The organism is Paramaledivibacter caminithermalis DSM 15212 (genome assembly GCF_900142245.1).
GTDB classification, from domain to species: domain Bacteria; phylum Bacillota; class Clostridia; order Peptostreptococcales; family Caminicellaceae; genus Paramaledivibacter; species Paramaledivibacter caminithermalis.
Map to the genome: position 1 here is coordinate 90174 of NZ_FRAG01000007.1, position 25716 is coordinate 115889.

General features: G+C 31.6%; 19 protein-coding genes and 1 riboswitch. Of the genes, 8 read left to right on the plus strand and 11 right to left on the minus strand.

The window, feature by feature from the left end; genetic code table 11:
- Positions 1 to 144: 144 nt before the first annotated feature.
- The 5 genes from truA to BUB36_RS04460 all read right to left on the minus strand — a co-directional run bounded on the left by truA (position 145) and on the right by BUB36_RS04460 (position 9129).
- On the minus strand, positions 145 to 882 hold the full coding sequence (gene truA, locus BUB36_RS04440; RefSeq protein WP_073147431.1) for a tRNA pseudouridine(38-40) synthase TruA: 738 nt from the start codon (positions 880 to 882) through the stop codon (positions 145 to 147).
- 120 nt (positions 883 to 1002) lie between these two features.
- Positions 1003 to 2964, minus strand: coding sequence for an endonuclease MutS2 (locus tag BUB36_RS04445; protein WP_073147433.1), 1962 nt, complete (start codon positions 2962 to 2964; stop codon positions 1003 to 1005).
- 978 nt (positions 2965 to 3942) lie between these two features.
- Positions 3943 to 4176, minus strand: a complete 234-nt coding sequence (locus BUB36_RS04450; RefSeq protein ID WP_073147435.1) for an FmdB family zinc ribbon protein — start codon at positions 4174 to 4176, stop codon at positions 3943 to 3945.
- An 85-nt stretch (positions 4177 to 4261) separates the two neighbouring features.
- Entirely contained in the window at positions 4262 to 7801 is a 3540-nt protein-coding gene (nifJ, locus tag BUB36_RS04455) for a pyruvate:ferredoxin (flavodoxin) oxidoreductase (RefSeq protein WP_073147437.1), read from the minus strand.
- Positions 7802 to 7962: 161 nt separating this feature from the next.
- Positions 7963 to 9129 (minus strand): class I SAM-dependent methyltransferase, encoded by a 1167-nt coding sequence (locus tag BUB36_RS04460; protein ID WP_073147439.1) that lies wholly within the window; start codon positions 9127 to 9129, stop codon positions 7963 to 7965.
- 600 nt (positions 9130 to 9729) lie between these two features.
- A riboswitch (SAM riboswitch) is annotated at positions 9730 to 9833 on the plus strand.
- A gap of 267 nt (positions 9834 to 10100) precedes the next feature.
- Here BUB36_RS04460 and BUB36_RS04465 point away from each other — a divergent pair.
- From BUB36_RS04465 to BUB36_RS04475, 3 genes are read left to right on the plus strand one after another with little or no spacing between them, the layout of a single operon-like run.
- Positions 10101 to 11096, plus strand: a complete 996-nt coding sequence (locus BUB36_RS04465) for a methionine ABC transporter ATP-binding protein (RefSeq protein WP_073147441.1) — start codon at positions 10101 to 10103, stop codon at positions 11094 to 11096.
- Positions 11089 to 11739 (plus strand): methionine ABC transporter permease, encoded by a 651-nt coding sequence (locus BUB36_RS04470; protein ID WP_073147443.1) that lies wholly within the window; start codon positions 11089 to 11091, stop codon positions 11737 to 11739. Before BUB36_RS04465 ends, BUB36_RS04470 begins: the two co-directional genes overlap by 8 nt.
- A gap of 12 nt (positions 11740 to 11751) precedes the next feature.
- The gene (locus BUB36_RS04475) at positions 11752 to 12576 is read left to right on the plus strand and encodes a MetQ/NlpA family ABC transporter substrate-binding protein (RefSeq protein ID WP_073147445.1); all 825 of its coding nucleotides are present in this window, start codon (positions 11752 to 11754) and stop codon (positions 12574 to 12576) included.
- A gap of 131 nt (positions 12577 to 12707) precedes the next feature.
- On the opposite strand, the gene BUB36_RS04480 is transcribed toward BUB36_RS04475, so the two are convergent.
- From BUB36_RS04480 to nuoE, 4 genes are read right to left on the minus strand one after another with little or no spacing between them, the layout of a single operon-like run.
- Entirely contained in the window at positions 12708 to 14474 is a 1767-nt protein-coding gene (locus BUB36_RS04480; RefSeq protein WP_073147481.1) for an NADH-dependent [FeFe] hydrogenase, group A6, read from the minus strand.
- Between the two features lie 19 nt (positions 14475 to 14493).
- Positions 14494 to 16146, minus strand: coding sequence for an NADH-quinone oxidoreductase subunit NuoF (nuoF, locus tag BUB36_RS04485; RefSeq protein ID WP_084111698.1), 1653 nt, complete (start codon positions 16144 to 16146; stop codon positions 14494 to 14496).
- A 27-nt stretch (positions 16147 to 16173) separates the two neighbouring features.
- Positions 16174 to 16566, minus strand: coding sequence for a (2Fe-2S) ferredoxin domain-containing protein (locus BUB36_RS04490; protein ID WP_073147447.1), 393 nt, complete (start codon positions 16564 to 16566; stop codon positions 16174 to 16176).
- On the minus strand, positions 16566 to 17093 hold the full coding sequence (gene nuoE, locus BUB36_RS04495; protein WP_073147449.1) for an NADH-quinone oxidoreductase subunit NuoE: 528 nt from the start codon (positions 17091 to 17093) through the stop codon (positions 16566 to 16568). The genes BUB36_RS04490 and nuoE overlap by 1 nt, the downstream gene beginning before the upstream one ends.
- 357 nt (positions 17094 to 17450) lie before the next feature.
- On the opposite strand from nuoE, the gene BUB36_RS04500 reads away from it, so the two are divergent.
- Both BUB36_RS04500 and BUB36_RS04505 read left to right on the plus strand, forming a co-directional pair.
- On the plus strand, positions 17451 to 18614 hold the full coding sequence (locus BUB36_RS04500; protein WP_073147451.1) for a PucR family transcriptional regulator: 1164 nt from the start codon (positions 17451 to 17453) through the stop codon (positions 18612 to 18614).
- A gap of 137 nt (positions 18615 to 18751) precedes the next feature.
- Positions 18752 to 19645, plus strand: a complete 894-nt coding sequence (locus tag BUB36_RS04505) for a DMT family transporter (protein ID WP_073147453.1) — start codon at positions 18752 to 18754, stop codon at positions 19643 to 19645.
- A gap of 229 nt (positions 19646 to 19874) precedes the next feature.
- Here BUB36_RS04505 and BUB36_RS04510 read toward each other — a convergent pair whose 3' ends face one another.
- Both BUB36_RS04510 and BUB36_RS04515 read right to left on the minus strand, forming a co-directional pair.
- A complete protein-coding gene (locus BUB36_RS04510; protein ID WP_073147455.1) occupies positions 19875 to 20375 on the minus strand; it encodes a hypothetical protein in 501 nt (166 codons plus the stop codon).
- 86 nt (positions 20376 to 20461) lie between these two features.
- Positions 20462 to 21262 carry a hypothetical protein gene (locus BUB36_RS04515; RefSeq protein WP_073147457.1) on the minus strand — a complete coding sequence of 267 codons (801 nt, stop codon included), beginning with the start codon at positions 21260 to 21262 and terminating at the stop codon, positions 20462 to 20464.
- 1347 nt (positions 21263 to 22609) lie between these two features.
- Between BUB36_RS04515 and BUB36_RS04520 the strand changes: the two genes are divergently transcribed.
- The 3 genes from BUB36_RS04520 to BUB36_RS04530 all read left to right on the plus strand — a co-directional run.
- Complete coding sequence (locus tag BUB36_RS04520; RefSeq protein ID WP_073147459.1) at positions 22610 to 22984, plus strand: lactococcin 972 family bacteriocin; 375 nt, start codon at positions 22610 to 22612, stop codon at positions 22982 to 22984.
- A 100-nt stretch (positions 22985 to 23084) separates the two neighbouring features.
- Entirely contained in the window at positions 23085 to 25274 is a 2190-nt protein-coding gene (locus tag BUB36_RS04525) for a hypothetical protein (protein WP_073147461.1), read from the plus strand.
- A 2-nt stretch (positions 25275 to 25276) separates the two neighbouring features.
- The coding region (locus tag BUB36_RS04530) for an ATP-binding cassette domain-containing protein (RefSeq protein WP_073147463.1) at positions 25277 to 25716 on the plus strand (440 nt) is incomplete at its 3' end.

Sequence of the window (25716 nt, forward strand, 5' to 3'; positions counted from 1 at the left end):
TTAGGTTGAGGTTAAGGTTGAAATTAGAGACATTCTTATGGTTCTTCTTAATAAGATAGCTTAGACATTTTAATATTTCAAAGGAAATATTAAAACTCCCATGATAATAACTAGTATAACAGGTTAATTTTACTTAGAAACATTCTAATATTCTACATCGTATAAAAATAATCCTTGAGGAGGAGCAGTTGGTCCTGCAATGCTCCTGTCTTTCGCATTTAATATCTCAGGTATTTTTTCTGGTTTTATTCTTCCTAGTCCCACTTCTATTAGTGTTCCTGTCATAATTCTTACCATGTTGTGTAAAAATCCACTTCCTTCAAATATTATTTCTATAATAGAATCATCCTTATTTATATCGATATCAAATATTTTTCTTACTCTAGATTTTTTCTTGGACTTAGCTGTTGTAAAGCTAGTAAAGTCATGTTCTCCAATAAAATGGGATGCAGCCCTTTTCATATTAATCAAATTTAAGGCTTCTGGAATATGGGTTATATATTTCCTCATAAATGGATCATGGTATTTACGATTCAATATTCTATATAAATATCTCTTACTCCTTACATTATATCTTGCATGAAATTTTTCACAGATGTTCTCTACCACTTTAACAACTATATCATCGGGTAAATATCTATAACAATAATCTAAGATTTCATTAGTTGTCATTTTGCAGTTTGTTTTAAAATTAGCCACCTGTTTTAAAGCATGAACACCTGCGTCGGTCCTTCCTGAACCAATGATCTCAATATCTTCTCCTGTCATTTTACTTAAAACATTTTCTATCTTCCCTTGTATGGTCATCTCACTATCCCCAAGTCTTTGCCATCCTTTGTACCTAGACCCATCATATTGAATTATAAGCTTTATATTTCTCATAACTAATCCTACCCCTTGTCAGAATTTTCACTACTACTTAGATTTTATAGCTTAATTTAGGACAACACAAGAATAAATTTGTATATTTAGATAATGGTTCCATATATCCCAGCTTCCTTGTTAATTCTCTACCTCTATACTAAGTCCTTTTACATATTTCCTATTTATGAGCTTCTTTTTCTTTCTTTTTTCCTTTGTTTCTAAAACGATATCTAGATCATAATTATCTAAATCTGGATACAGCTTCTCTGCCTCTATATGCAAAGTCAATCTCTTTTTATTTATCTTTATTTTCTTCTTCTTCACCATAACCCCTACTTCACCTTTACTATCCTCTAATTTATAGACAATCCCATAGGTGTCTAAACTACTAATATATACTCTATCACCAATATTAAATTTTTTATCAACCTTCTGTTTCTTTATTTTTTTCTTGTCTATTTGATATTTCTTGACTTTATTAACTTGTTTTTCATGATATTCCGTTATTTCGGTATTTTTAACCTCATTTAACTCTTTCAGTTTATTATACATCTGCCCATAATCCTTAATTTCCTTATGTGATATTTCATGGGCTCTTTCTATAATCCTTTTATCCATACCTAGTCTAAGGGCTATATTAAATCCATTGCTCTCTCCAGATTTACCTATTTTCAATTTATATAAAGGCTTTAATGTCTTTAAATCAAATTCCATACATCCATTTTTAAAACCCTCACTTTTGCTTGCAAACTCCTTTATTTCACTATAATGGGTAGTAGCTAATATAGTAGCACCCTTTTTATGAATTTCTTCAAGAATAGAAGTTGCTAGCCCCATACCCTCGGTAGGATCAGTTCCTGCCCCAAGTTCATCTAGAATAACTAAGGAGTCCTTATCTGCACACTCTAATATACCTACTATATTACTGATATGGGAAGAAAATGTACTCAAGTTTTGCTCTATACTCTGACCATCACCAATATCAACCAAAATGTCATTAAATACTGCAAATTCTCCAGTATTTTGAATCGGAACATGCATACCCGATTGAACCATCATTGTCAATAGACCTACCGTTTTTAAAGCTACTGTCTTTCCTCCAGTATTTGGTCCCGTAATTACTAAACTTCTAAATTTATCCCCTATAATAAAATCCAGAGGTACAGCATCTTTACCAATGAGAGGATGCTTTGCACCCTTGATATTTATATATTTTTTCATGTTTAGCTTAACTGTATTTCCTTCTATGGCTCTGCTAAACTTTGCCTTTGCAAATATGAAATCATAATAAGCCATGGTTTCAATATTAATTGTTAGTTCTCTGTTATACCCCTTTATTAAATCTGTTAAATAAGATAGTATTTTATATTCTTCCTTTTGTTCCTCGATTCTTAATATCTCTAATTCCTCCTGTATTTTCCCTACAGCAGCGGGTTCAATGAAAATAGTGGACCCAGAAGAAGATGTATCAACGACTTTTCCATTTATATTTTTTCTATACTCTCTCTTTACAGGTATTGCGTATTTCCCTTCCTTAAAGCCTATAAGATTATCTTGTATATACTTTTTATAAGCAGGAGAATTTAGTATATTTTGGAATTTATTCTTAATTCTATCCTCTAATATTCCTATTCGCTTTCTAATCTTGCTTAATTGTGGTGATGCCTTATCATCTACTCTCCCATTTCTGATACATGTATCTATTTCTTCACTGACGTCTTCGAGGTCATAAATAGATAGTGCATAGGTAGATATATTTGGAGAAATGGATGTTTTGGATTTCATAAAGCTTTTCATTCTCCTTGAGTTCTTTATAAAATCTGCTAGTATTATCAGTTCTTCAGGATTTAGTATATAATCAATATTCAATCTTTCCATTATCCTATCAATTCCACTTAAGCTATGGAGTGGCACTCTAAAATTACTTTCTAATAAATTTTTAGCCTCTGTAGTTTCCATAAGCCAATTTTTAATAATATCTATGTTTATTGAAGGCTCTAGTTTCTTAATTAATTCTCTTCCAGATTCTGATAAAGCATATTTTGTCAACATTTCTTTAATTTTGTCATATTCTAACATTTTTATAGTTGTCTTATTCAATTTTAATCCCTCCATGATTTAATATAATAACTTTAAAAATATTTTTATGTCTGTAAACCAGTAACATTTAATCACCCCTTTCTAAATTTCTGTTGTAAACATAAAATATACATCTAAAACAAAGTTATAAAACGATAAATAAAGATAATTGTTTAAATAAAAAAGACCGCAAACAAACATTAGGCTTGTTTACAGTCTTTTAGAAATATCAATCATAATAATTGAAATATAATCCTTATCATCAAAATTATTTTCTGTAAAAATATCCATATATAACATTAAAATGGTATATTAAAGCTTAATACGACAATATTGATTATACACTTATACCAAAATTAGACATAAAGATACCGTGGTATTAAGCCACGGCATTTATGATCATTTCAATTTATATATGCCTATGTTCTTAACTATATAGAACTTCCTAATAAATCAACATTTTGATTTCTTCAATAGCTAGCTCTACTAAGCTGCTAAACAAAAATGTAAATGACTTATCAGGATTTCTATTATATGGACACAAATTTTCACCCTTAAAATAGGTCTAAAACTGTATGTCCAATCCACCAAAAGAAAAGCACCACAAATAGACCTATAAACCTAGGTTTTTAAAAGCTTCTTTTGATGCAAATATTAAATTTGATTAATTTAGTTAAGAACAAACTCCAGCATAAAACACCTCGTAATTATCTTCTTGATAATTATTGTTTTCAATTATATAGGATTTACATAGTAAAACTTAATTTATACATGTGCAAATATGCAATGCTTCTGGGCATTTTGGACATGTATAAATTAAAGTCTTTACTTAAATTCTTATATAGATTTTCACTAGTAAAACTTAACTTATACATATCAAAATATCCAGAGTTTTTAAGGATTTTTGATGTGTATAAAGTAACTGTTTTACTTGAATATCTATAGTATATATTATTTACAGACTAGAATCAATGTATATACACATATTTTTTCATAGTCTTATTGTCCACAACATGAACAGCAGCTTCCACCTACGTTTTCACTGCAAGATGATTCTTTACTATGTCCTTTAGCACCAGTATTAGGACAACCACCTATTCCGAATGTAGAAAATTCTTTTTTTACATCGGTGCTTTGGCATTTAGGACATTCTTGTACACTATCCTCTATAGTTTTTACAAGTCTTTCAAATTTATTATCACATTGTCTGCATCGGTATTCATAGATTGGCATTACCTCACCTCCCTATAAATATTATAATGATTTAAGTAAATATTTCAAGAAAAAAGAAAGGGCTAATTGCCCTTTCCTTCTATCTCTAATATTTCATTTCAGCCATACGCTTGTAAGTTTCGTATCTTTCCTTTGCATCCTTTTCTGCTTCTTGGAAAAGAGTAGTCGCAATTTCTGGGAATCCAGTTTCAAGAGCAGTATATCTTACTTCTCCTTTTAGGAATTCTTGGAAATCACCCTTTGGCTCTTTTGAATCAAGGATGAATGGATTCTTACCTTCTTCCTTAAGAGTTGGATTGAATCTCCATAAGTGCCAGTATCCTGCATCAACCGCAAGCTTTATTCTTTCTTGAGCTTTACCCATACCAGCTTTTATACCATGATTTATACATGGTGCATAGCAGATGATCAAAGAAGGTCCTTTATAGCTTTCAGCTTCTACTAAAGCCTTCATAAATTGGCTGTTGTCTGCCCCCATACCTACTTGTGCTACATATACATAACCATATTGAGCAGCTATCATCCCAAGATCTTTCTTTTTAACTCTCATACCAGCAGCAGCAAACTTAGCTGTAGCAGCTGTTGGAGTAGCCTTTGAAGCCTGACCTCCTGTATTTGAGTAAACCTCTGTATCGAATACGATAACATTTATATCTTCACCTGATGCAAGAACATGGTCTAATCCACCGTAACCGATGTCATAAGCCCATCCATCTCCACCAACAATCCAAACGGATTTCTTAACTAGATAATCTTTCTTCTCAATAATCTCATCTACTATTTCTTTAGCCTTTCCGTCAAAGGTATTTCCTTTAATAGCTGAAATCACTTTAGCTGAAGCTGCTTTAGAAGCTTCTCCTTCATTCATTACTTCAATCCATCCCTCAAATGCTTCTTTTACATCAGCTGGAATTTCAAGCTCTAAGGCTTCTTCCATAAGTAATTGAAGTTTTTCTCTAATCTTCTTAGAAGCGATCGCCATACCATATCCATATTCAGCATTGTCTTCGAATAGTGAGTTAGCCCATGCAGGTCCTTTACCCTCTGCATTTTTACAGTATGGTGTAGATGGAGCACTACCTCCCCAAATTGAAGAACAACCTGTAGCATTAGCAATCATCATTCTGTCTCCATATAATTGAGTAACTGCTTTAATATATGGAGTTTCACCACAACCAGCACAAGCTCCTGAGAACTCAAATAATGGCTGAGCAAATTGGCTTCCCTTTACAGTAGTCTTAGCCATAATATCATCTTTATAAGTTACGTTATTAACTGCGTAATTCCAGTTAGCAACTTCTTTTTCCTGTGTAGCAAGAAGCTTCATTTCTAATGCCTTGCCCTTTGGAGCTGGACAAACATCTGCACAGTTTCCACAACCTGTACAATCTAGTGGAGAAACTTGTATTCTATACTCAAGTCCATCCATACCTTTACCTATAGCCTTCTTAGTAGCAAAGGTTTCAGGAGCATTTGCTCTTTCTTCTTCATTCACTAAGAATGGTCTTATAGCAGCATGAGGACATACATATGCACATTTGTTACATTGGATACAATTATCTATTTGCCATTCTGGTACATTTACTGCAATACCTCTCTTTTCATATGCAGCTGAACCAGCTTCAAAGGTACCATCTTCAGCTCCTTTAAATGTAGAAACTGGAAGTTCATCACCTTTTTGAGCATTTATTGGTCGTAAGATATTTTTGATAAAGTCTGGCTCTTCAGTTGTAGCAGCAGCTTCCTGTGCCACTTCTCCAGCCCAAGAAGCAGGAACCTCTACCTTTACTAAGGCTTCTCTTCCTTTATCAACAGCTTCATGGTTCATCTTAACTACTTTTTCGCCTTTTTTACCATATGTCTTAACAATAGCATCCTTAAGATAGTTCATAGCCTCATCAACTGGAATAACTTTAGCTAAAGCAAAGAATGCTGATTGCATTACCATATTGATTCTAGTTCCCAGTCCTATTTCAGCAGCTATATCGTACGCATTTATGATATAGAAGTTAATATCATTCTGTGCAATATATTTTTTCATCTCAGCTGGAAGCTTACTATCTAGTTCCTCTTGGCTCCACTGAGTATTAAGAACGAAGGTTCCTCCTTTTTTGAGTCCCTTTAACAGATCATATTTATCAACATAGGATTGATTATGACAAGCTACATAATCAGCTTCATCTATAAGATAAGTAGATCTGATTGGTCTTTCTCCAAATCTTAAGTGAGATACTGTAACCCCACCTGATTTTTTAGAATCATATGCAAAATATCCTTGAGCATAAAGGTCAGTATTATCACCAATTATCTTAATCGCATTTTTATTAGCTCCAACAGTTCCGTCTGAACCTAATCCCCAGAATTTACATCTCTTTGTTCCAGCAGGCTCAGTTACTATATGTTCTTCTAATTCTAATGAAGTATTAGTTACATCATCCTTGATACCTATTGTAAATCCGTTCTTTGGCTCATCTTTCTTAAGTTCGTCGAATACCCTCTTAATTTGAGAAGGTGTAGTATCCTTTGAACCAAGACCATATCTACCACCAACAACCAGTGGAGCGTTTTCCTTGCCATAGAATAATGTCCTTACATCTTGATATAAAGGCTCACCTAATGAACCTGGTTCTTTTGTTCTGTCAAGTACAGCTATTTTCCTAACTGTGCTTGGTAATACATCAAAGAAGTATTTTTCTGAGAAAGGTCTGTAAAGACGAACTTTAATTAAACCAACCTTTTCTCCCTTTTGAAGTAGATAGTCTATTGTCTCTTCAACAGTTTCTACAACAGAACCCATAGCAACAATTACACGTTCAGCATCTTCAGCACCATAATAGTTAAACGGCTTGTAATCTCTGCCAGTAATTTTACTTATTTCAGCCATGTAATTAGCTACTACGTCAGGTACTTCTTGATAGAATTTATTTGATGCTTCCTTAGCTTGGAAGAAAATATCTGGATTTTGAGCAGTACCCCTAGTAACAGGATGCTCAGGGCTAAGTGCATTATTTCTAAATGCCTTAATAGCATCCCAGTCAACTAACTTAGCAAAGTCATCATATTCAATAACTTCTATTTTTTGTATCTCGTGTGAAGTTCTGAATCCATCAAAGAAATGTAAAAATGGAACCCTAGTTTTAATTGCTGAAAGATGGGCAATTCCACCAAGATCCATAACTTCCTGTACTGAACCAGATGAAAGAAGAGCAAAACCAGTTTGTCTTGTAGCCATTACATCTGAATGATCACCAAAGATTGAAAGGGCATGTGTAGCTATTGCTCTTGCACTAACATGGAATACTCCAGGTAATAGTTCTCCTGCAATTTTATACATATTAGGTATCATTAAAAGTAATCCCTGTGAAGCAGTATAGGTTGTAGTTAATGCTCCACCTTGAAGTGAACCGTGAACAGCACCAGCAGCACCAGCTTCTGATTGCATTTCTGTTACTGATACAGTTTGTCCAAAAATATTCTTTTTACCATTTGCTGCCCATTCATCAACAAACTCAGCCATATTTGATGATGGGGTGATAGGATAGATAGCTGCAACATCAGTAAACGCATATGAAACATATGCAGCAGCTGTATTACCATCCATTGTCTTCATAGTCTTTTTAGCCATCATTTTGACCCCCTTGTTATGTAAATATTTAAAAATAATCCACATTACATCTTAAGTATAGTATACAATATACAATTAGTCAATGGCATGTTTTTAACAATCTTTATACAATTATGCATCCATAGCACCATTAATAATTCTAAGGCTTAAAAGCTTCAAATTCACAGCTTTTTCAAAAATTCATCTCCCATTGCCCCTTCAATATAAGGTTCAACACCCCAAAACTTTTTAAATTTCTTATACTCACTTACTGCTTCCTTATTTAATTTATTATTCTTAAATGCTCTTATAAGTATATTTTTAGGTGTATGCTCCATATCTATAAATTCCAGCATTTGAACTGAATACCCCATTATTTCAAGAACACTGGCCCTAATACTATCTGTAACAATAGTGGAAAGCTTTTCTCTAATTATGCCATACTTTTCCATGGGCTTCATGATAGGGTTATGGATTTTATTGAAAAGTTCATGTTGGCAGCATGGAACAGCAAGAATAACATCAGCCTTCCAATTTACTGCTTTGGTAATGGCATCGTCGGTTGCAGTATCACAGGCATGAAGAGATACCACCATATCAATTTTATCTATTCCCTCGAATCCTTTAATATCTCCGTGTATAAACTTTAACCTATCGTAATTCAACTCATCAGCTATTTCATTGCAAAAATCAATTACATCCTTTTTTAAATCCAGTCCAATCACATTTATATCCAAGCCTAATTCATAAACAAGATAATGATATAAAGCAAAGGTAAGATAGGATTTTCCACATCCAAAATCAATAATATTTATAGTTTTTTCTTTATTAAGATAAGGAATACAGTCGGAAACCATTTCTAAAAACCTATTCAATTGTTTAAATTTATCATATTTTGCTGCTAATATCCTTCCCTTTTCATTCATTACCCCAAGTTTAATTAAGAACTCATAGGGCTTATCTTCCTCTAATATATAGCTTTTCTTTCTGTTATGACTGAGGTTCACTCTTTTTCTTGTAGGTGATTTTTTAAGTATCTTTATCTTTCCTTTTTTGCTTACTAAAACTTGATAATCAGCATCTACAGTATATATAACCCCCTGCTTAAAATATGATTTAATAAGATTATTTATTTCGCCTTCGGCTTCATAGTAAGTATAATTTTTATGAATTACATTTTTATCGTAATGATATGTAAATTGAAATAGAAGTTTATTTTTTATGAGTACAGGCTTTACAGAAACTTTATTAAAGGTTTTTCCGCTTTTTTTTCTTACGTTACTCAACACAGCATGTATAAACTTCTCTTCTTCTATTATAATATCTAACAATTTCAATTTATTATCCATAAACTCTCTCCTAATATAGATTTATTTATATATTATCCTCGTTAATTCAAAATTATAATATAAACCCAAATATGTTAAAAGCTAATTATTGTTAGAGTTAAAATTATTTGAGAATTGTACTATAGGGTCTTAAATTCAATCTTTAATTTATGCAATAAAAATATCTTGATCGTAGCTGTTGAATCTAGATGTATAAATTAAACTTTCATCTTAAAACCCTATATAGGAATTTAAGTAAAGACTTTAATTTATACATATCCAAAACGCCCAGAAACGTTGCGTATTTGTACATGTATAAATTAAGTTTTACTATGTAAATCCTATATAAATATGCATTTGAAAGTTTTAATTTAGTCATATAGTCCTTAGCTATGAATTACCCTATCCCAATGAATTTTTATAAATGTTTATGTATTTTCTTTATTAAGAAAACTGCATAATTCTAACCTGGCAAAATTGCATAATATATATAATATAGCTTTATGAAATTTAAAACTATATGTAGTAGATGGTTTTGGCAGAAGGTAATTATGCAATTTTCTCTATTGACAAAATAATAAATTAAGTTATAATATAAAACATGCAAATTAAATATTAAAACTCTTATCGAGAGTGGCGGAGGGACTGGCCCTACGAAGCCCGGCAACCGGCATATTATGCATCGGTGCTAATTCCAGCGATATTTTGATATCGACAGATGAGATTAATTATAAAAAATTACCTCCTTCGATGTCGAAGGAGGTTTTTTATTTTGTATACTATTTTATCCATTTAAATTGATTTAACAATCTAGCATTTTGAGATGCCTTAGGGAATTTCAATATTTCATTTGAGTGATTTTTTATAAACCTGTTTTTCCCTTCAAAATTCTATAAAAAAAAACGGATTTATTACATGAATGAAAAGAAAATATTAAAATCCCAGCGATAGAAACTAATACAACAAGTAAAATTAAAAAAGGGGTGAAGCAAGTGATAAGACTTAAAAATCTAACCAAGATATATAAAAAAGGAAAGCATGAAGTAACCGCTTTAAAAAATATAAATTTAGAAGTTAGCAAAGGCTCTATCCATGGAATAATCGGTTTAAGTGGAGCTGGAAAATCATCATTAATCAGATGTATAAATAGACTTGAAGAACCTACTTCAGGTGAAATATGGATTGATGGTATAAATCTAATGTCTTTAAATAATAAGAATCTGAGAAATGCAAGAAAGAGAATGGGTATGATTTTCCAAGGTTTTAATCTCTTATGGAGTAAAACCGTTTTTGATAATATTGCATTTCCATTAAAATTATCAAGGTTGCCTGAAGCTCAGATTAAAGAAAGAGTTATATCTTTACTGGAATTGGTAGAACTCTCTGACAAAGCTAATTCTTATCCTTCTCAGCTTAGTGGTGGACAAAAGCAAAGAGTAGGTATAGCTAGAGCCCTTGCCAATGAACCTAATATACTCTTATGTGATGAAGCTACTTCGGCATTGGACCCAAAAACTACAAAGCAAATTTTAACCCTACTTAAAAGTATAAATCAGTCATTAGGCATTACCGTAATTGTTGTTACCCATGAAATGGACGTAATTAAAGAAATATGTGATTATGTAACAATACTCGAAGGTGGAGAAATCATTGAGGAAGGAAATACAATAGACGTCTTTTCTAAACCTAGCAATGAAATAACAAAGCATTTTGTTGAAAGTCCCAATTACTTACCAAAGGATTTAGTAGATGACATAACAATGAGCCTATCCTTTATGAAGGGAAGTGCAAAGATACCTATAATCTCAAAGTTAATAAAGGAGTTTGATATTGATGTTAATATTTTATCTGGACAAATTGAATATATACAAAATGAACCATTAGGTAAGCTGACTATAGGAATTAGTAATATATCAGATAATTTAGATGATATTATTTCATATTTTGAATCAAATAATGTAAAAGTAGAGGTGATTACAAATGAATGATATACTTGCTCTCCTTATACCATCATTTATCGAAACACTATATATGATAGGAGTATCGGCTTTTTTTACAATACTTTTGGGATTGCCCCTTGGAATAATCCTCGTAATTACAGAAAAAAATCATATAATGCCTTTACTTAAGCTCAATAAATTTCTTTCTACAATAATTAATATTATAAGGTCACTACCAGCAATAATACTCATAATTTTGATTGGTCCCTTTGCTAGATTCATCGTTGGAACTTCTATTGGAACTACGGCAGCTATTGTTCCATTAGTTGTAGCAGCTACACCATTCTTTGCAAGGATAGTGGAAACATCCCTCAGGGAAATAGACTCAGGAATTGTTGAGGCATCGATTTCCATGGGTGCAACACCTTTGCAGATAATTATTAAGGTTTTACTACCCGAGGCAATGTCCTCAATTGTCTTAGGGATTACTATAACACTTATAAATATTCTAGGCTATTCTGCAATAGCAGGAATAGTAGGAGGAGGTGGACTAGGAGATTTAGCAATCAGATATGGTTATCATCGTTTTAGAACCGATGTTCTAATAGCATGTGTAGTTCTACTTATTATAATAGTTCAAATCACACAATTTCTAGGTAATAGTTTAGCTAAAAAATTAAATAAAAAATAGGAGGAAAAAATTATGAAAAGAAATATTTTATTAATTACCCTTAGTTTATTGATACTTTCTATTGGCTTAGTAGGATGTACTGGGAAAACCCCAGATAAGGAGATTTCAAAAACCGATGATGCAGTTTTAAAGATAGGAGCTACACCAGTACCCCATGTCGAAATTTTAAATGTAATTAAACCGAAGCTTGAAGAAAAGGGTATTAGGCTAGAAATAATAGAATTTACTGATTATGTAAAGCCTAATCTTTCTTTAAATGAAAAGGAAATAGACGCTAACTTCTTTCAGCATGCTCCTTATATGGAATCCTTTGCAAAGGAACATAATATAGAATTATTTAATGCAGCTAAAATTCATGTGGAACCTTTGGGTCTATATTCAAAAAAAATTAAATCTATTGATGAATTAAAGGATGGAAGTATTATCTCAATTCCTAACGATCCAACCAATGGTGGTAGAGCCTTACTACTGCTAAAATCTAAGGGTTATATTAAGCTTAAGGAAGATGCAGGGTTAGAAGCCACAGATAAAGATATCATAGAAAATCCTAAAAATTTAGTATTTAAACCTATAGACGCAGCTCAGCTACCAAGAACCCTAGATGATGTTGATGCTGCTATAATCAATACAAACTACGCACTGGAAGCTAGTTTAAATCCTTCAAATGATGCTTTATTAATTGAAGGAAGTGATTCTCCTTATGCAAACATTCTTACTATCAGACCTGAAGACAAGGATAATGCAAATATAAAAGCCCTCATTGATGCTTTACAATCCGATGAAGTTAAAGAATTTATTGAGAAACAATATAAAGGAGCAATAGTCCCTGTATTTTAGTTTTAATTAAAGGCATATTTTTGAGTAGAGAAATAGACTGAATGTAAAAATGAAAAGCACAATAAAAAAGTCAAAGCCCATCTATCTCAGCCTTGACTTTTTGTCATATCTCTTATTTATCTAATTTATCATCAAATCCTTTCTCTTGCTTCATAATGGGTATGAAGAAGCTTATGGGCTTTCTCTCCAAAGGGTTCACCAAGATATTCTTTATATAGTCTTAGAATTTCAGGATTTTCATGGGACTTCCTAAGTTTTTTCCTTCTATCCTCTCTATAGATAGCTTCTTGCCTTTTCTTAACTATCTCATCATTGCCATGATGGTATGGCTGTCCTCCACCACCGATGCAACCTCCTGGACATGCCATGATTTCTATTGCATCATATTTTGATTTATTTTCTCTAATTTCTTCAAGAAGTTTTCGTGCATTACCTAAACCATTGGCAATGCCTATTGTTAATTCTTTATCTCCTATTTTAACCTTACCTTCACGAAGTCCTTCTATTCCCCTTAATTGATTAAATTCTACTTCTTTAAGTTCTTCTCCTGTAATCCATTCATAGGCTGTACGAATGGCAGCTTCAATTACTCCTCCAGTAGTACCAAAGATAACAGAAGCTCCTGTAGTCTCTCCAAGAGGTCTGTCAAATTCTTCCTCAGGCAGGTTTTTGAAGTCTATTCCAGCTTCTTTGATCATCTCCCCTAATTCACGGGTTGTGATGACAATATCCACATTATTTCCTTCATCCTTTGTAAGTTCTGGACGCTTAGCTTCAGCCTTTTTAGCTATACAGGGCATTACTGATACTACTACTATATTATTGGGATCAATATTATTTTTCTCAGCATAGTATGTCTTTACAATAGTTCCAAACATTATATGGGGAGATTTACAAGTAGAAGGCACTTCCAGAAGTTCTGGAAATTGATGTTCTATGAACTTAACCCATGCTGGGCAACAACTTGTAAGCATAGGTAAAGTCTTATTATTTTCTATACGGTATATTAATTCTTTTGCTTCTTCCATTATCGTTAAATCTGCTCCAAAATCAGTATCAAAAACACCATCAAATCCCATACGCCTAAGTGACGCTACAAGTTGTCCAGTCACTATTGTTCCAGGTTCCATCCCAAAAAGCTCCCCTATTGCAACACGAATAGCTGGTGCTGTTTGTACTACTACATGTTTGTCGGGGTCATTTAATACCTTCCAAACCTTATCAGTATGGTTAACCTCTGTAAGGGCTGCTGTAGGACATACAGCAACACATTGTCCACAATATGTACATGAGGATTCTACCATAGGAATATTGAAGGCTGGTCCCACAAATGCATCAAAGCCTCTGCCAATTCCCGATAGAATTCCACAGGTTTGAACTTCATTGCACATGGTCTCACACCGCCTGCAATATATACATTTGTTTGCATCCTTTACTATAGCATCACTTGATAAATCCCTTGGATAATTCATCCTCTCTCCTTCCCATTTAATCTCTCTCACTCCAAGCTCCTTAGCTAAGGCTTGAAGTTCACATTCAAGATTTTTGGGGCAAGTAAAACATTCATTTGGATGATTGGAAAGTAGCAACTCTACAGCCATTCTACGTGCTGTAATGGCCCTGAGAGTATCAGTTCTAATTTCCATCCCATCCACTGCCTTTGTTACACAAGACGGCACAAGCTTGTTTCTATTATTTTTTGAGTCTATCAATTCCACCATACAAACTCTGCAGGAAGCTGTTTGATTAACCATTTTTAAATCATGTAAATCCAGATGACATAGGGTTGGAATTTTGACTTCGGCTTCATGTGCAGCTTCTAAGATCGTTATGCCTTTTGGTACCTTCATCTCTTTATCATTTATTTTAATATTAATCATTTCTTTAGTATTTGACATAGTTTCACCTCGCTTTAAACTAAGATCTAATCGTAGTCCCATCTTTATTTGTAGCAATATATCTACCTTCTTCTTGGTAATTATCCACATCTTTAATAAGGGCTAAATATTCATTCCAAAAGTGTTTCATTGTGCTTATAACTGGATTAGGTGCTGTTTGACCTAAACCGCATAAGGAGCCATCTTTAATCATATAGCACAATTGCTTCATTGCATCTATATCAGCCATTGTTGCTTTCCCACTGGTAATTTTATTAAGCATTTCATACAAGCGTTTTGTTCCTATACGACAAGGAGTACATCTTCCACAGGACTCATCCATGGTGAATTCAAGATAAAATTTTGCTATATCTACCATATTATCAGTTTCGTCCATGACTATCATTCCCCCTGACCCCATCATGGACCCTATTGCTGTCAAGCTGTCATAATCTATTGGTGTATCAAGGTCTTCTTCTGTTATTACTCCCCCCGATGGACCACCTGTCTGTACTGCCTTAAATTTTCTTCCTCCTTGAATTCCTCCACCTATATCATAAATAATTTCTCTTAATGTTATTCCCATAGGAACCTCAACAAGACCTACATTATTGATCTTTCCCGCCAATGCAAATACCTTTGTCCCTTTACTTTTTTCAGTGCCTATTGATGCAAACCACTGGGGTCCCTTTAATATTATTGGAGGTATATTGGCAAAGGTTTCAACATTGTTAACACAGGTTGGATGTCCAAAGTACCCTTTCTCTGCTGGATATGGCGGCTTATAATTTGGTTCACCACGTTTTCCTTCACAGGAATTGATAAGTGCAGTTTCTTCTCCACACACAAAGGCACCTGCCCCATATTTTATATCTATGTCAAAGCTAAAATCTGTATTAAATATATTCTCTCCTAAAAGCCCCATTTCACGAGCTTGTTTTAATGCAATATTAAGCCTTTGTATAGCAAGTGGGTATTCGGCTCTTATATAAATAATCCCTTTATCAGCTCCAATGGCATATCCTCCAATAGCCATTGCCTCTAAAACACTGTGAGGATCGCCTTCTAATATGCTCCTATCCATAAATGCTCCAGGATCCCCTTCATCAGCATTACAAATTATAAATTTAGTTTTTCCTGGCTGCTTACTGGTGATCTCCCATTTCAATCCAGTAGGAAAGCCTCCTCCACCTCGTCCTCGGAGTCCCGATTTTTTTACTATATCTATTACGTCTTTCTGAGACTTTGTTGTAAGTACTTTTCCTAAAGCCTCATATCCTCCCAAAGCTATGTATTCATAAATATCTTCAGGATTTACAAGTCCGCAATTTCTTAGAGCTATACGAAGCTGCTTCTTATAAAAGGGCATGTCTTCTTGTTTATGGGCCTTTTTTCCTTTGTCTGGTTCCCTATATAAAAGCCTATCTACAGTTCTACCTTTAATAATATGCTCATCAATAATATCCTTTGCGTCCTTTGGCCCAACTCTCACATATAGAACATTGTCAGGTTCTATTTTTACTATGGGACCTTGCTCGCAAAAGCCAAAACAACCTGTTTTTATAACTTGAACTTCATCAGCATAGCCTCGTGCTTTGAGTATAAGTTTTAAATTTTTAAATACTTTTTCACTATCACTGGCTAAACAGCCTGTACCACCACAGACCATTATATTTGTACGAAATTTACTCATTTCAAACCTCCTTCACCACTAATTTCTCTATGCTCTTTCAAAATCAACATGTAAAATCAAATTTTCTACTGGTTTTCCTCCCTTTATGTGTTTTTCAATAATTTCATGTACTCTTTTTCCCTTTACATTTCCATATAAAACTGGCTTTTCACCTGATATATTGACTTGTACCGTAGGTTCTGAATGGCAATACCCTATGCAACCAACTGGAATAACCTTTACATTATTTAGTTTTTCCTTTTTTATTTCTTCTACAAACTCATTTAAAGTTTCTCTTGCTCCAGAAGATATTCCACAGGTTGCCATACCTACAAGTATTTCTATTTTATCTTCATTGATTTCACCATGTTCCCTTAAATTCACCTTATCCATGGATTCTTCTCTTATCTTTTTAAGTTCTTCTAAGGACTTAACCTTCATTAGTGCTTCACCTCCTGATTTCGATAGGTATTAATAATCTCATCCAGTTCCTCTTCCTTCACACGTCCATATACTTTATCATCTATCATTACAACAGGTGCAAGACCACAAGCTCCTATACATCTAACATCCTTCAATGTAAAAAGCCCATCTTCAGTGATTTCATTGGATTCAATTCCAAGCTTTTCCTTCAGTCTTTCAATAATCTTATCAGCTCCCCTTACAAAGCATGCTGTACCCATACATACACTTATGGTATGTTTACCTCGTGGCTTAGTTGTAAAATAAGAGTAAAAGCTTACTACTCCAAAAACTTCTGCACCAGGTATTCCAAGTTTTCTAGCTACATAAAGCTGTACATCTCTAGGGAGATATCCAAATATATCCTGAGCCTTATGAAGTATCTCAATTAAAGCTCCTTTTGTGGTTTCAAGCCCATTAATAAACTTTTCTAATTCTTCAAATTTTTCCTTTGGCAAATTCTCATTTGCAGTTTCTGCTGCACTTATCTCTGCTGGTTTTGTCATAATCTTCACCATCCTTCCTTAACATCTCTTTAATACCTCTTTACCTATTTAATATTTCCTTATTCAGTCATATTTAATACGAATTTCTTCACATTTATTATCAGTAAATCTTTGATTTTTATAAAAAATACAATTATAGACAGGTAATTTGATATTAATGAAGAAATATTTCAAATATATAGATTTCCCATAGTAAAACTTAATTTATACATATCAAAATATCCAAAATTTTTAAGGATTTTTGATATGTATAAATTAACTGTTTTACTGGAATATCTATAATAAAATTTTTTGATAAATGATAGATACTGTAAATATAATGAATTATGCTTTTAATAATTTAAAGGGGATGTTTTCATGTCTATTACTATTTATGAAGCAACAAAATTAGATAACTTAAAGAACTTCAGACTTATAGCTGGTGAATGGGGACTTGATAATAAAATAGAAAAAATAGGAATACTGGAATATGAAATGGTTGACAAAATTGAAGGACAGTTTGGTAAAGGAGACTTTGTGATAAGCAGTTTTTTCTTTGCCCGAAATGATATAAACTTATTAATTGAATCCATCAAAAGTCTCATTGAAGATGGCGTCAGTGGTTTAGGAATAAAAAATGTTTATTATAACGAATTGCCTGTAGAAATAATAGAATATGCCAACGAAAAGTCCTTTCCAATATTTATCTTCAATAACAGTGTATACTTTGAAGATATTATAACTGATATTATGGATGCTATTAGAAACAAGGATAATTATGAATTGCTTGAAACTAAAGTTGATATAATTATTAAAAACAACATAAGTAAATCAATGGTAAGAGAATTGGCATTTGAAATAAATAGTTCATTCAAGGAAAATTTTATTGTGACCTATTGTAAAGAAAAAAAATATCTAAATAATGCAAATATTATTAGATTATTAGAAAGCTTTAAGAAAAGTAAAACTAAAAGTATTTATAATTCTGTATTTAAATACAGAAGTGGTATACTTATAATTTTTAGCTATGAAAATCTAGACGAAAGCAGTGCATTAAATAATCTATATAAATTAATAGATGATATCGGAATTAATAACGACAAATATATTATTGGAATAAGTAATAACTATTTAGGTTTAGATAAGTTACATATAGGAATTAAGGAAAGTTTTTATGCTGTTAAAGCAAATGAAATTTCTAAGAAAAATATAACTTTTTATAAGGATATCGGAATATATAAAATAATAATGCCATTTATTAACGAAGTATGGATGCAAGATTTTTACGAAGAAATAATTTTACCTTTGAAAAGTTATGATGAAAAATATAATACTCAGATTTTAAATACTGCTATAAAATATGTTGAAAATGATGGGAATATAAAAAGGACTTCCGAGGAGTTATTTCAGCATGATAATACTATCAGATACAGAATTAATAAAATAAAAGAAATATTAGGTATGGAAAATTTAGAAGGTAGCTTCTATGAACAACTTTCTATAGCTATAAAGATTTATAAGATCAATAACAATAGTTTTTGATATATTTTAAAAAAATCACAAAAGAATAGCTTCGACTTATAATTTATCACAAAGGAAAATCTATCTTCAAAAAAGAATTTTTTCTTTAAGAAGAAAATTGAACATGAAATTAAAAAAATAAGGAATGAGGGTGGATTATGTCAAGACAATTAAAAGCAGATTTAGCATTACTATTTGTAACTATAGGATGGGGTGCATCCTTTATATTAACAAAGATTGCTTTAACGGATTTGGAAATATATAATTTTTTAGCTATTAGATTTCTTCTTGCCTTTATTATTTCTTCAATATTTTTTATAAAAAAAATGATAAAACTTGATAAAAAGACAATAAAATTAGGAATATTATTGGGAATAATGTTGTATTTACATTATGCCTTTCAAACTGTTGGATTAAAATATACTACTGCATCTAAATCAGCATTTATAACAGGACTTAATGTAATAATGGTACCTATATTTTCACCCCTTCTATTAAAGAAAATCCCAAAGAAAGCCTCTATATATGGTGCTATACTAGCTTTTATCGGTATGGGATTATTATCATTAAGTAATATGACATCAGTAAATAGTATTAATATAGGGGATGTTTATACATTTATCTGTGCTGTTATATTTGCTCTTTATATAATAGCTGTTGGTAAATTCACATCAGATGTAGAGTCAATATCCTTTGCAGTAATTCAACTAGGGGTGGTAGGTATTCTTAGTCTGATTACATCCTTTGCTATCGAACAACCCGTTATATCTACAAGTAAAGAAGCATGGATAAGCATATTGATATTAAGTATAGTTTGTACTTCAGCTGCCTATATCATTCAAAATGTGGCCCAAAGATTTACAAGTTCAACCCATACAGCTTTAATTTATACAGGTGAACCAGTTTTTGCAGCCATATTTGGATACATTTTCTTTAGAGAACTATTAAACACAATGGGTACTGTAGGTGCTATTTTGATATTAATGGGCATGATTACAGCAGAAATAGATTTTCAAATGTTAATGAATCGAATCACTAGAAGAAAATTTTAAGACAAAGGAAGGTTTCCTTTATCTTTATTGGAATAATTTAAGAAATATATAATGCACCAAAGATAAATGTATAACAATTAAGTATAATATTAAAAATTAAAAAGCAATAATAGCAAACTTAATCAATATAAGACATGTGAAGCGTCTCTGCGTCTTGTTATATTAATAATTATCTTTTCAATCATAATACATATTAATCAAAGAAGAATAATCGTAACCATATTTTCTCTTACTTATCAAAGATTTCATTATAATATCTTAAAGGGTCTGAATTCGAATCAAATTTTCTTCCATTCTGCGTATCTATTATGTTTTTTCTCTGCTCAATTTCTCCAATTAGTTTGTCAATTTCCTTTGAGTGTATTCTTAATTTTCTCATGAATTGCTCATCTACTATAGTAGAATAAATTTCATTTTCTTCAGTATAGCTTTGGATCTCTCTATATATTGTTTCAAACTTCTGAGACAATTTATACATTCTATTTATTTTAGCAATATTTTTATTCATATAAATATATCTACTTAAAATCATAAGTTCTCTCATTGTTAAATATTCTTTTTTTAAAAGGGTATTTATATAAAATGAACTATCACTAAATTCCCATGTAGTGAGCATAGTAATATTGCCAATAGCAAGTTTCAACTTATTATTCTCATTATATTGATTTATATTTACTATCATTAAGATTAAAATAATTAATATCAATATAAAATATTTATTAAATTTCATTATTTAAATACCTCTCATTATGAATGTGCTAATATTTTATCTAAGAAAAAGGCATACGACTATGCCTTTTTCTTTTAATCATTGTCTTAAAAATTTTTTTGGCTATTTGCAACACTTGGAGGACTATATATTTGTTCCGCTCCTTTAAAAGTAAATCCAACACCATAAGGATATGTAACAGATGGAGCTACACCTACATGATTATGTCCATATTTAAATGAAAACTTAACATTGCTTGCTTTTCCTACTTCAGTTAATGCCATTACTCCATAACCTGACTTACAAAAATAATTTTGTAACCCCTCATCATAACCAGTCAAATCAAAACTATCTTGGCATGTATTCATCTTTTTCTCACTCATGCTAGATCTCCTTGTTACTGTTTTAGAACTATATTTATCATAATATGTCTTTATATGATAATTTAACCAATATTGATAGTAATCTGGGTCTATTTGAAAATCACCATTCCAACCTACTCCGATAGAGTCAGTAAATTGAAATGCAGGTACTACATTCCACTCCCAACCAAATTCAGCCTCAACTTTTGTTCTATTTGTATCGCTATCATATCTGTGTGTATTAATATAATTGTAACAATACATATCTGCTGATAAAGACCGAATTTCATCAAGTGTTTCATTACCTTTTATATTTCTCAATTTAGTAATTTGAATTTCTGAGTATCCCATTCTCTTCAATTGCTCCGTTGGTAATTTTTTGCGTTTTAATAGTACTTTTTTAAATTCTGTTTCAATATCCATACTGTCTATTTTAAAGATTTCTTGATTATCGAAGCCTTTTTTAGTTAGTTCTTCTTTGTTTAATTTCTTCAAAGATTTAATCATGTCTATTTCATTTATTGGTTTTATGTTTTTATCCTTCATTTCTTCTTTAACTAATTTAATATTGATTCCAGTGCAAAAAGTCAAAAATTGATTTTTTTATACAAGGCAATCATTTGAACTTGCATAATTGTAGGGATTTTTAATGCTTAATTGTGATTTTTTACAAGTATACAGGTAAAGAATTTCAAAAAAATCCTCAAAAAAAACTTTTTGCACCAGAATCAATATTAGCTTTATGTCTTTCCATACTAGGAATAATACTTTCATTTACTTGTGTACTTGCTTCTGCATATGCTCTAAATGAAATCATTATCATAATGCCAATCAATATCAAACAAATATTTTTTTTAAAACATAAATTCCCTCCAAAATATTTTTAGTAATAAAAGGGGTCAGGGTTGAAAAGTTGAATTATATACTATGCTAATTCAACTTTTCAACTCTGATCCCTTTTACTCTATTCCCATGTAATCACATTTATCACAGCCATATCTACATGGAAATATATTAGCTTTCCCTAATTTGTGATATTTAGTTATACTTTGTATAAAATTGGTTATAATCATAGCTAAATTTGGTGTTACTATTTTTTATTAGAGGAAAGTCTTTTGCATGAGGCTTTTCTCTATTTTCATTATTACCATTTTACCTAATAATATATCCTATATCAGATTAAATAATCTGCATAGCTTTAAGTCAGATTATTTAATTTGACATGGAGTCTTAAGATAAGATAATTTGCAGTTTTTGGTTAATTATAGGGTAGAATAAAGTGCTGTTTAACAAGTTAAGTCTGTTCTTTGGTTTACAGCTTTAGAGTTTTTTTCTTTTTGAATTAAATTAAAAAAATAACATCCTTAAAGCTATTATGTTCTTTAGATGCTATAATTTTTATTATGATATTTTTTTATATCCACAAGAATCGTCTGAGACTGCTGAAAAAACCTATTTTTTTAGCAGTTTCGGACTGGACCATTGTCATCTATAGCTGTTTGTCAATGACCTTCTTTATTTTACTACGCTCAATTCCCTTAGGTGGTAAAATATTTATCTTGATTTTTTCACTTAAGGCAGTATTGAACTAAAGGGACAGTCCCTTTGGTTTATTCCAATCAAGACAAACGAAACGTCCCCTTGTCTCCCCTTGTCTCCCACATATCAAAATATCCAGAGCTTTTAAGGATTCTTGATGTGTATAAATTAACTGTTTTACTGCAATATCCATATATAGCAAATTTATTACTTTTTTACAATATTATATTGACAAATTTGGATATAAATGGTTTAATGGTATTGTATTATAATTATATTATTGTATTATAATTACTATTGCTGACAAGCAAGCTATCCAGCTTGTCAAATATAAATCCTAGGAGGGCTTTTTGTATGAAGAAACTTGGAGCAATTTTAATGTTAGGTGCGTTAATGATAGTAATGGCAATTCCAGCTTTTGCACAAATTGACACACCAGTGAACGGCGGAACAGTTGTACTTGCTGGCGAACCTTCTCAAATTACACCGTACAAAATTGTCTCTGTGGACAACGGTAACGGTAGATGGGATTATGGAACAACACTTACCATAACCCTCAAGAAAAAGGTATGGTCCAATCTCGACCACAACACCAAAGTACATAGGTCTAGTTGTGAAATCGACGGCAACTATGATAACAGTGGTTGGGTAAAAGCACGTACAACATCCAAATCCAGTGCAATTGGACCCCGTAATTCTGTTGCTTATTGCAACTGGGATGTTAAGTAAAACAGGATAGCAAGTGGAACCACTCTTGCATAAGAGTGGTTTTACTTTTTCTTGACTTTAGGCAACTTATGATTTAAATTAAGTTAAGGAGGTTGGCAAGTTGAAACGATTTATTGCAATATTTTCCTTTTTTATGTTTCTAATATTATTTGTAGCAAATTATTCTACTTACAAGACAGAAAGCTACAATAAGTTGATTACCTCATCTTCTGCTTTTGGGTTTGAGTTGACTATTCCAGAAGATGACTATAATTCTAACCCTAACTACTTACAGTATCTCAAACAGTCTGCGATAGATAATGACGTTAACCTAATTCGCACAGTCTCATACTATGATAACGAAAAAGGTATATCTTATACTATTGATTATATTTACTTAGTAACTGATACAATATTTTTTAGAAATATACCTATGAAAGAGGGACGGATTTTATCAGCAGATGATATGAATAATTCATCGGTATTTATATCAACAGAGAACACAGATGCAGATGAACAAATTGGTGTCATTGCAGATTTTGGAGGAGGTCACTATTATTCAGTTCATGTATTAGATGATATTCTAAAGCAATATAAATACTCTGGAAAATATAGGATTGAATGTAATTCGTATGATCAATTTACAGAGTTTTTAGATGATTATGTTTCTTATCTAAAATCAAGGACTTCAGGGGTTGAATTAACAAGAGATATGTTTATTGCCATAAATAGTGAAAGCCAGCTTAAGACAGAAAATACAGTAAGTTTGACTGCAATCATCGTTTTCTTTTTCTTGATAATATTCTTTACTTTTTTATTCTATCTAGTATCACAGACAAAATCAATATCAGTTATGAAACTAAATGGATTTACTACAAGAGAAATTTGCTCACGTATTTTTATCAAATTCTTTACAAAAATATTTATAATTAGCAACATTGCGATTTTACCCTTAATGCTCCTAATTCCCAACAATAATATGGAATTTGTTATAAAAGTATTTGGCACAAACCTTCTTATCTTTATACTTATGCTTTTATTACTCTCATATATGTGTGCTATCTATACTCGCTATATTAAAACGACATACTGCATAAAAGGTAAAAAGCCAATTGGTGCTATTACATTGTTCAATGGAATTTTTAAGATTGCTGTATCTGTTGTAATCATACTTCTTGCGGTAAATCTAATCGGGGATATGCAACGAATCTCCGAGAAGCAAAACAACCTTGAAAATTGGACTACTGCTTCTAACTATGGTGTTTTCTATCCCATTAGGACTGGTGATGATAGTACCGCTATCCGATCCAGCAAATATCCTTTAGATGTACCTGCTTATGATTTGTATCCATTTTTGAATAATGAAATGCAGGCTATTTATATCAATTCAGATTTATATACCAGCGAAAGCATAGAAGCAAATGTAAACAATGACTATATAAGAGAAATTACCGTAAATCCTAATTATTTGAAAGAGTACCCTATTTATGATGAAAATGGTGAACCCATTGACATAAGCGAGGATACGCCCTATGCAATATATCTTGTACCCGAACAATACAAAGATATGGAAGAATATAACTATGAATATTTTTCTTATGGGAGGGAACAATTTCATAAATTACATACAGATTTATATAATCAAGAGGCAAAACCCGAAAGTACAGAAATAGTCTTTATCTACACTAAATCTGGTCAAAATGTTTTTTCTTTCAATTCCAATGTTTTGCCAGAGAATAATAATCTCATTCCCGACCCAATAATTTTTGTTATGACTGAAGCAAATTCATTAGTTCCTGATAGGTTCTACAATTCTACTGGTAACCAAACATTGTTTATAAAACTGATTGATAATGACACTGAATTAACATATTCTACATTGCTAGACACTCTTAAAGAGTATGGATTAGACGATAATTTCCCTTATTTGATAAGACCTAATGAGATTATCCTGCAAGAAATTAATAATTTGCAAATACATGCAACAGTAACAAAGTATGCTCTTCTTGGTTTGAGTGTACTGTTATTGGCAACTATAGTTCAAAGTATTTATTTACTATTTCAGCGTAATAGGTTTGAATATTTTTTAAAAAAGGCATTTGGACATACATTTTTGCAGAAATACAAAAATATATTCCTGCTCTTATTGCTTACAAATATTATAGAATGTATAGCTTGTTTCCTATTCATATCTACTGGTTTTTACTACATTATTTTGGGTAAATTGATTGTGGAATTTCTGTTGGCCAACGGGTTGATTATATATTTTGAAAGACGTAACGTGTCTAATATTTTGAAAGAAGGAGTTTAAACATGAATATTTGTGAACTGCATAACATAAGTAAATCTTTTGGAAAAAAAACAATTTTTGATGATTTTTCATTGATGATTGAACAAGGCGACCAAATTTGTATTACTGGCAAAAGTGGATCTGGCAAATCGACTTTATTAAATATAATGGGATTACTTGAAAATCCAGATACTGGAACAATCAATGTATGTGGTGCAACAGATGTAAAAGCCAATTCACGACAGGCACAACATTTATTACGCACAAAAATAGGATTTCTTTTTCAAAATTTTGCTTTAATTGATGATAAATCCGTTAGCTATAATTTAGATATAGCTTGCATAAATTCTAAAATACCAAGAAGCAAATGGAATGATAAGAAAACAAAACTTTTGAAAGATTTACAACTTAATATTTCTTTAAAGGAGAAAGTATACAATCTTTCAGGTGGTGAACAACAACG